General features: G+C 44.0%; 7 protein-coding genes and 1 pseudogene. 1 reads left to right on the top strand and 7 read right to left on the bottom strand.

Features of this window, described 5'->3' with window-relative positions; translation table 11 throughout:
• Positions 1 to 118 precede the first annotated feature (118 nt).
• Positions 119 to 760: an HAD family hydrolase gene (locus ACCM36_RS07855; RefSeq protein WP_370573198.1), complete on the top strand. Its 642-nt coding sequence runs from the start codon at positions 119 to 121 to the stop codon at positions 758 to 760.
• A gap of 5 nt (positions 761 to 765) precedes the next feature.
• Here ACCM36_RS07855 and ACCM36_RS07850 read toward each other — a convergent pair whose 3' ends face one another.
• From ACCM36_RS07850 to ACCM36_RS07820, 7 genes and pseudogenes are all read right to left on the bottom strand, one after another.
• Complete coding sequence (locus ACCM36_RS07850) at positions 766 to 2,676, bottom strand: beta-CASP ribonuclease aCPSF1 (protein WP_370573197.1); 1,911 nt, start codon at positions 2,674 to 2,676, stop codon at positions 766 to 768.
• 101 nt (positions 2,677 to 2,777) lie between these two features.
• Positions 2,778 to 3,410, bottom strand: a complete 633-nt coding sequence (psmB, locus tag ACCM36_RS07845) for an archaeal proteasome endopeptidase complex subunit beta (protein ID WP_370573196.1) — start codon at positions 3,408 to 3,410, stop codon at positions 2,778 to 2,780.
• Between the two features lie 154 nt (positions 3,411 to 3,564).
• On the bottom strand, positions 3,565 to 4,071 hold the full coding sequence (locus ACCM36_RS07840; protein ID WP_370573195.1) for a TIGR00295 family protein: 507 nt from the start codon (positions 4,069 to 4,071) through the stop codon (positions 3,565 to 3,567).
• Position 4,072: 1 nt separating this feature from the next.
• Positions 4,073 to 4,567, bottom strand: coding sequence for a transcription factor (locus ACCM36_RS07835; protein ID WP_370573194.1), 495 nt, complete (start codon positions 4,565 to 4,567; stop codon positions 4,073 to 4,075).
• Between the two features lie 104 nt (positions 4,568 to 4,671).
• Complete coding sequence (locus ACCM36_RS07830) at positions 4,672 to 5,823, bottom strand: ATP-grasp domain-containing protein (RefSeq protein WP_370573193.1); 1,152 nt, start codon at positions 5,821 to 5,823, stop codon at positions 4,672 to 4,674.
• Positions 5,824 to 5,836: 13 nt separating this feature from the next.
• Entirely contained in the window at positions 5,837 to 6,901 is a 1,065-nt protein-coding gene (locus ACCM36_RS07825; protein WP_370573192.1) for a 60S ribosomal export protein NMD3, read from the bottom strand.
• A gap of 147 nt (positions 6,902 to 7,048) precedes the next feature.
• Positions 7,049 to 7,821, bottom strand: a pseudogene (locus ACCM36_RS07820) (DUF2193 family protein).
• Positions 7,822 to 8,032: the final 211 nt, after the last annotated feature.

The following is an 8,032-nucleotide window of genomic DNA, read 5'->3' as shown; positions in this document are numbered from 1 at the left end:
ATGGATTTTGGCTATGAAATACCATAATTCTATCCTCTTTTTAAACTCATACAAGACATTACATATCAAGTGCATTCCCATGCACAAATATTTATCCGATACCAAAAGATGAAGTTGCATGTTAAAAGGTCTGATATTTGATGTTGATGGAGTGCTTATGGATTCCATGCCCTATCATGCTGATGCCTGGGTGCAGGCATTCGGGGAGGTAGGTATCCATATCACGAATATGGATATATATGAGATAGAAGGTTCCAATCACAAAGGTGTTGTTGATCTCATTTTTCATAAGGCAGGCATGGAGCCCGACACATCGGATTACGAAGTATTTCTCATAAAGAAGAGGGAGAATTTCCTGCGGAACAACAGAGCAGAACCTTTCAAGGGGATGCAGATGTGTTTGAAGGCGCTCAAAAAAAAGTATAAACTGGCTGTTGCTTCAGGAGCTGACAGAACTATAGTCAACGCACTCATGGGCCAGTTCTATCCCGGTATCTTCGAGGCAATAGTTTCGGGAGAAGATGTAACTCGTGGAAAACCAGATCCTGAACCTTACCTCAAAGCAGCTCTTAAACTTGGGCTGGAACCGGAAGAATGCATGGTGATAGAGAATGCTCCCCTGGGGATCAAGTCTGCAAAAATGGCCGGTATCTACTGTGTGGCAGTCCCGACCTATCTTCCAAAAGAAAAATTGATGGGTGCCGACATGGTACTTACAGACCATGCCGAACTGATAGCGTATCTGTCCGGACTTATCTGACGCTATCATACAAGACGAATGGTTTCGAGGTTTGTGAGTGCTCTTGTCTCCATCTTGTTCTTTTTATGGATCGAAGTTGCAAGATCGATGCAGGACCTTTCATCTCCATGTTCTGTGAAAACACGTTCAGGTCTTGGTTTCATCTTGCGCACGTATTCCATGAGCTGCCTGCGGTCCGAATGGCCCGAGAAACCGTCAACGATCTCCACATTCATATTCATGTGTATCATCTCTGTTCCCTTTCCGGTATTGAGAGGTATCTCTTTCCAGCCTTTCTGGATCCTGCGTCCCAGTGTACCGTCTGCCTGGTAGCCTACGAATACAAGTGTGTTCCTCTCGTCCTCAGCAAGGGCCTTGAAATACTCCATCACAGGCCCTGCGTTCATCATTCCCGATGTGGCAAGGATTACGCATGGCTCGCGTTTCTCTATGATCTCCTTACGTAGCTCATTGGAGTCCACGGGTTTGAATGATTCTGAAAGGAAAGGATTCTCCCCCTTCTGGAAAATTAGCTTCCTCAGGTCATTGTTAAGGTATTCAGGATATGTAGCATGGATAGCCGTAGCTTCCCAGATCATACCATCAAGGTACACAGGCACGTTATCTATCAGTCCCTTGCGTATAGCATCCTCCAGGACAATCATAACCTCCTGGCTTCTTCCTACTGCAAAGGCAGGTATCAATACTATTCCCTTGTTCTGGAGAGTGTTCTTAATAACCTGTTGCAGATGGCTCTCTGCGTCCTGCAGGGACGGCTGAAGAGCATTTGCACCACCGTAAGTGGATTCCATTATCACGCTTTCCACACGTGGGAATTTGTTGACTGCCGGGTCGAAAAGCCTGGTTTTTTCGTATTTGAAATCACCTGTAAAGACAACATTATGCAGTCCATCGCCTATGTGGAAATGAGAGATCGCTGAACCAAGGATATGCCCGGCATTGTGGAACGTAAGCTTGATGTCAGGTGCAATATCTGTGACCTCTTCATAATCCAGGACAATAGTGTGCTTAAGCACTTCACGCACATCTGCTGAAGAATATGGGGGCCTCTTCCCTTCCTTGGAAGCCACATCTATAAAATCAAGCTGTAATAACGCTGTCAGGTCTCTTGTAGGGGGTGTGCAGTACACAGGCCCCTCAAATCCATATCTGTATAAAAGTGGCAACAGACCCTGGTGATCCAGGTGGGCATGAGTGATTACCACTGCATCCAGCTTGCTTAGGGGTGAAACTTCGGGAACATAAAGGTAAGGGGTCATGTTTTCTTCAGAACCGACATTAACACCGCAATCTATCATTACGCTGGATTCAGGAGTAGATAGCAGAAAACAGCTTCTTCCAACTTCTTTGCATCCGCCGAGTGATGTGACCCTGACCCATTTGTCCTTAGATGTACATTCTCTGTGTATCTTACGTCCCACGGTTTTGAGTATTTCTTTTCTTTCTTTGTGATTTGTTTTCATGAATTCACGGATGTTCTTTACTGTCCGTGAGGATATGGGTGGGGCACGCACCACTTTTGGTGTCCATCCTATCTTTTTAGTGATCTCTCTCAGGGTCTCGCCATGCTTTCCAATTACAAGCCCTGGTTTTTCCGCTTCGATTATAACTTCTCCCACATCCGGGTCGAAGTGATAATTAGCTATAGCCGAATCTTCCGGTACAGTTTCAACGATTCTTTTCACAGATTCTTCCGGTGGCAGCAAAACCTTTGGGTCAGGACGTACAACAATACGTGTTCTTAGAATTTTTGCAAGATTTCTGACAATATTACCATTGTCCGCGAAACTCCATGGGTTCTCCGTGTACATTACAAGCTGCGGACCTTCGAACTCTACACTAGAAACAGTAGTGCCCTTCGGCAATTTCTCGTCTATTTTCTGTTTAAGATCAGCTAATACTTCATCTATTGCCATTAAAAGCCTTCCTTTGGGAAAAATAAAAAAATATAAAATTTTGATCTATTCAAGATAGAACAGGATGTCAAAGTAAAGTCAACAAATAAACAGGAATTTTATCAATTCAATTTATCCCTGTACTGTTGAACTTCTTCTTCTGCTAATCGATTAAATTTATCGGCTGTGATCACTACGACATCTATTCCATTGCCTGAAGCTGAATCTCTCTTCATTGCATTGTGAAGTGCACGTATTGCCAGCTCTACTCCTTCCTCTATTGAGATCCCGTCTATGAATCGGTCTTCAAGCACTCCATAAGCCATGGGTGAACCGGAACCAGTTGATACAGCCTTTGTCTCTTCGATGGTGCCTCCAAGAGCATCAAGAGAGAATATGGCGGGTCCGTTCTTGTCCACGCCACCCACAAGCAACTGCACCATAAGAGGATAGTAGCGCTGTCCGCTCAAGATGTTTGACAGAAGCGTAGTTATGCCTTTGATAGTCATGGGCTCTTTACGCCTCATTTTATAGAGGTGTGACTCAACGCTCATTATGCGCACGATCTGTTGAGCATCTCCTACAGATCCTGCAGTGGTCATACCCACTAGATCATCGATCTGATAAATCTTTTTGGCTGTCTTGCTGGCTATGAAATGTCCCATCGTTGCGCGCCTTTCAGTAGCAAGTACTACGCCTTTATCACAAACTATACCTACAGTAGTTGTACCTTTTAAATATTTATCATCGACCATCAGTATACCTCATCGTCGCAAAATGAGAAAATTTTACAAAAAGATAGTATCTGTCACCCAGACAAAGTATTGATTAATCAGAATATATATAAGCCTTTCTATGAATTAGATGTTCTTCCATCAAAAGTACAATTTTTATAATTAATATTGTAGTTCAATAGATGCCTATCTCTTCTGCCAATGCAATGACGCGTGCTATACTTTCCTCTGTGAAATGCCTTTTCTTCATTTTTTCCATTAGCTCGGTCATGGTTATCCTCGTATCACCTGAAGTGAAGTTATCAGCATGTGCTACTATCTTCTCCTCGAGGGTAAATGGTATATAATCGTCTTCCGGCAGGGCGAGTTCTTTTGTCTCTTCTATGGTAATGCCTGCGCCTATATGCTTCTTAATTATATTGACGACCAATGGATCAAGACCTAATTGCATAGCCATGTCTGCACCTACCACTGCATGGTCTATACCATGAGTGCGGCATCTTCCAAGATCATGGAGCAAACCTCCTATTGTTACCAGCTCCACATCTACGGATCTACCGGATGCTACCAGTTTTTCCGCAATTTCGGCAGCATGTTCACTAACAGCTATGCAATGCGCTATTACCTTTTCAGAGCAGCCCTCATCTCTTAGTATTTGTAATGCCTTGCCCCGTGTGATCATATCATCTGCTTTCCAGATTTTTGATCCGTTCCTGTATAATGTGGATGAATGGCGAATTGTCCTGGTGTATCATATCCTCTCCACAATCCGGGCACATAAAAACGGCATCTGCAGCATGTTTGAAATCCATTCTGATACAGCCTTCAGGACAAACATAAAAGACATTTGTTTCTTCAAATTCCTTGCGCACTTTAAGGTTCTTTATCAACCTCTTTTTCTCCTTCACAAGCTGTTTTTCGATGTCAGACATATCGAGGGTCCAGAGATAAGTGAGCCATCCACTACTGGCATCCCTTTCCCTCCTGCAAATAGCAAGCTTATTCTCATTCAATATGAATAGCGTTCTCCTTACAATATTGAGAAGTATGCCTGTGGCCTGAGCTATTTGCTCGTCAGTGACCTCACCCTCCGGCATTTTTTCGATCATAGCCAGCCCGTCTTCACCCACAAGCCGAATTAGGTATCCCCGGATAACAGGATCGTTCATATCTATCAAAAACACTCACCTCAAGAATGGGATTATACTCTGTTGTATTGTAATATTAATTTTTGCACATTATGCTCAGTATGCTATACATCTATCTCAGTATGTACAATGGATCAATTGTCTAATAGTATCTTTATCTTTTCCGAATCGCATCTCAATGAATTAAGGACCTCATCCCTGTTTGCACCTGTATGCAGGACAGATGTCACAGGGTAATCCGCAAGTGCAGTGTAACCTGGTTGCGGTATATCTACTATTTGTTGTTGACGCATATAAGCCAGAACCTGTGCGTCAAGCCTGATATCTCTATCTGCATATATTATGCATCTTCCGGCAGACCTTTGTACGTTTCTACACCTCACAGGAAGCTCCCCGCGAAATGCTTTTACATGTGCATCGAAAAGGTTCATGCCAGTAGCAAGCTCTACTGTATCCAGGCTTCCCTGAAACCTGGGATTCACTTCTATTATCTCAGGTCCGTCTTCCCTCACAATGAAGTCTATCCCTACGGACCCCAGAAGCCCCATTTCGCTGATGAGCTTTTCTGAGATGTTGCACATTTCCTCTGCATATTTCCCCTCATAAGGGGTGATATTGCCACAATAGGCGAATTGCATCCTTGTAAGCCAGGGTGTTCCGATAATCTGTTCATTCACTGCCAAAGCCACTGCTTTATCTTTACTGGCGATAAGTGATACACTTGCCGGTAAACCCTGGATGAATTCCTGCATCATAAGGTCGTTGCGGCAAAAAGACGGTTCAGTTTCCAGGATCTCTTTCACTGCCTTTAAAAGTTCCTGCTCGTTCCAGGCTATCCTGTTAAATATTCCTCCTCCTCCTTTGCGGGGCTTGACAATCACCGGGAATTTATGAGGCTTATCATCGATATTTTCATAAACATGCGGATGAGGATATCCAAGCTCCGCAAGCCGGCGGGATAGTATGAACTTATCCTGCACCATCTGAATGCGTTCAGGATCACTGGCCAGTACAACCCAGGGAAGAGAACTAAAGTCCATTGACTCAAATCCAGAACCAGGTACCACTGCATCAAAATCTACTTCAAAGCTCAGGATCATATTAAAGATCATATCCGCTGCATCCTTGCTTCTTATGTCCAGGTCCTTTGGCAGCGTCTTTGTGGCAATACAGCAGTTTACAGTATCCTGATCACAAAAGGCATCGATAGCATACATATTGTAACCTGCCTTGCTACCGGAACAGACAATATTACGGGTACTGAAACCAATTACAAGTACATTCAAACGATCAGCCCTTTCATGTGTCGCTCTTTCTCCATTCAGGAGGCAAGAGGAATAATGCATCTTCTATCCTTATCACCGGGATCTCTTCGTCTTCCATGAGCGAAAATCCCGCAGGCTTCTTTATATTTACGGTCCTGAACGTGAATGGGTCCAATATCATAAGTTCATGTTCTTCTTCGGAAACCAGCACGGCATTAACTGCATCTCTAACGTGGCCTACATGTTTGGCCAAGGCAATGTCATCTTCTGTGGCAATGAAACGTGAACTGTCAGTGAGGTCAGTGCCAGTTAACTTCTTTTCCATATGTTTAACCACAATTTTCCTGTTTCCGATAGTTATGATGTCACCGGGTGTGAATCGTGGCAACCTCATGGAAAAAGTTATTCTATATACTTCCTTGCCATCTTTCTGACCGAACAGGGATGGAGATTCAGAGAATGTGCCACCGAGTTCTTCTATTATAGCTTTACAAATATGTCTGCCGGAATTAACTGATCCTATATAAAGGTCCAGACCTTCCTTTGATCTGATTGTATCGGTTATAAATGCCAGACGATCGCCTTTGGCACGCATCCGGTCAATGGTCATGTCCACAATTCTAAGACAGGCCTCTATCTCGTTCTCAGTAGGTATTCTCTCAGTGGCCCGTATCTGGAGGATGCCTTCGAAATAGCCTCCTGACATCCGGCTGCACATCTCGCATGACTCTCGTATTATCCGTATCTCACTGGACAGATCAGAAGTAACCCTTTCTCCCTGAATTGCTGCAACTACTTCCACTTCCACCTTATACATGTGAGGCGTCAACTGCCGGGGATTTATACATACCTCAACGTCTTCTGCAGCCTCATGTATTGAAAGATTATCTTCGATCGTTTTCAGAACTATAGTTCCAATATTATCTTCATCTGTCCACCTGCCACGGGTAAAACGCGCCCCGCAACTGGCACATATCCGTGCCTGGATCACCTGAGGTAGCTGGGCCAGAGCAAAATTCTGAAAAAAACATTCTCTACATACACCACTAAGTAATACTGAAGTATCATTCCCGCATTTAGGACAAATGGTAAAAGTCATTGCAATCCATAATGTGTGTGATTAGATAGGATTTTCGGTCGGGAGTTTTCCTGATATGATTGAAAATCATTAGTGAAATCTTAAAGATCGATTTCTGTTATTTGATCAACTCCTTTAAAAGGGTGTACACATAAAAGGGCACACTGATCAAACGGCCTCTGTCCAGTTGCAGTATCCGCATTTGTAATCGAAATAGTTGGCTGCGCAGAACTTACATACCCTGGCAGATGAGTGTGGTTCTTTCTTGTGCAGGGCTATTATGTTCGTCATCATCGTTGCAGTTATCGGCTCACTGGTAAGCAGGCATGGGAAATCCGCCAGTCTCATCACAGCAGAGAACCTCACCGTGATGGCACATGCCGGGTAAGTGTACCATTGCGGATTATTGAGTACCATATTTCTTTCTATGGGACTCAGGTCGATAGTAATCCCCTGAACTACCAACCTGCACCTCTGGGCTTGTGATCTATGATCCTCTCACCTTTCTCTATCAGATCAATAAAGTCAACATTATGCAGTTCTGCCGCAGCACCTCTTTTAGGGTTATTGAGCACAAGGTTATGGAACCTTTTGACCAAGAGATCCAGCATCATCATAGTGGTGAAACCGTCCATCCATAGGATCTTTGTAGCTGCCGCTGCGTCCGTGGCAATCGTAAGCGGTGAATATTCGTTCCTGAATTTGCCTTTAGCTTTCTCCATTGTAGCTTCCATTACTTCAGTAACAGCATTGATCACAGCCATCACCACATCGTCCTTGGCCATGTTGAACATGGACTAGGATATGTGATGCGCCACATCACCTACTCCATAGACAGGCACAGTGACTATATTACCATAGAACACTTCATCATCCTTTGCATTATTTACCGTCTCTTCTTTCATAGCTTCGGTCAACGTCTTGCCGTCCTCAATGGCCATCTGGAATTTGGCTCCCACTCCATAAGAAGTGTTCATGCCCCACGATTTTTCAAATATCTAAGGAATATTCCATACTGCCGACCCCCATCCTTTCAGCGTATTCCAGATGCACTATCGGGTCAATACCCCATACATCCTTTATGGAGTGCATGCAGCCTTCTTTATTGATCTGATGGTTTATCAGGTCCAGGCTGGCTTTATCGATCGCGAC

It is taken from the genome of Methanomethylovorans sp. (genome assembly GCF_041305605.1).
Taxonomy (GTDB): Archaea; Halobacteriota; Methanosarcinia; order Methanosarcinales; family Methanosarcinaceae; genus Methanomethylovorans.
Note: the sequence above shows the minus strand (reverse complement) of the source record. Positions and strands in the feature narration are given on the sequence as shown.